2 protein-coding genes are annotated in these 392 nt (G+C 66.6%); both read right to left on the reverse strand.

From position 1 onward, the window contains the following. The coding region (locus EN884_RS38370) for a LysR family transcriptional regulator (protein ID WP_164895534.1) at positions 1-144 on the reverse strand (144 nt) is incomplete at its 3' end. 15 nt (positions 145-159) lie between these two features. Further along, positions 160-392: PDZ domain-containing protein (locus EN884_RS38375; RefSeq protein WP_164895535.1), on the reverse strand; the 233-nt coding region annotated here is incomplete at its 5' end.

The raw sequence follows: 392 nt of genomic DNA on the forward strand, positions 1-392 counted from the left end.
GAACAGGGCAGCGCCAAGCTCGGCCTCGAGCGCCAGGATCTGGTCGCTGACGCTCGATTGCGCGAGGTGGACCACTTCTGCGGCGCGCGTGATGTTGCGGCTCCGCGCCACCGCAAGGAAGGTTTTGAGCAGTCTTGGATGCATCGTGTGGCTGACGCGCTATTGCAGCTGCGGTTTCTTCAGAAAACTGCCGCGGTCGGCGGACTTGACGCGCAGCCAGGTTTCGCGGCCGTCGCGCAGCACCCGCATCGGAATCTCGGCACCGGCCGAGCCGCTCTCCCACAGCTTGCGATAGAAATCGGCGAGTCCATCGACCGCGCCGTCGCGGATGTCCGAGATGATGTCGCCCTGGCGCAGGCCAGCCTTGGCCGCCGGACCGCCTTCGGTCACGC

The sequence above is a fragment of the Mesorhizobium sp. M7A.F.Ca.AU.001.01.1.1 genome, assembly GCF_004022735.1.
GTDB classification, from domain to species: Bacteria; Pseudomonadota; Alphaproteobacteria; order Rhizobiales; family Rhizobiaceae; genus Mesorhizobium; species Mesorhizobium ciceri.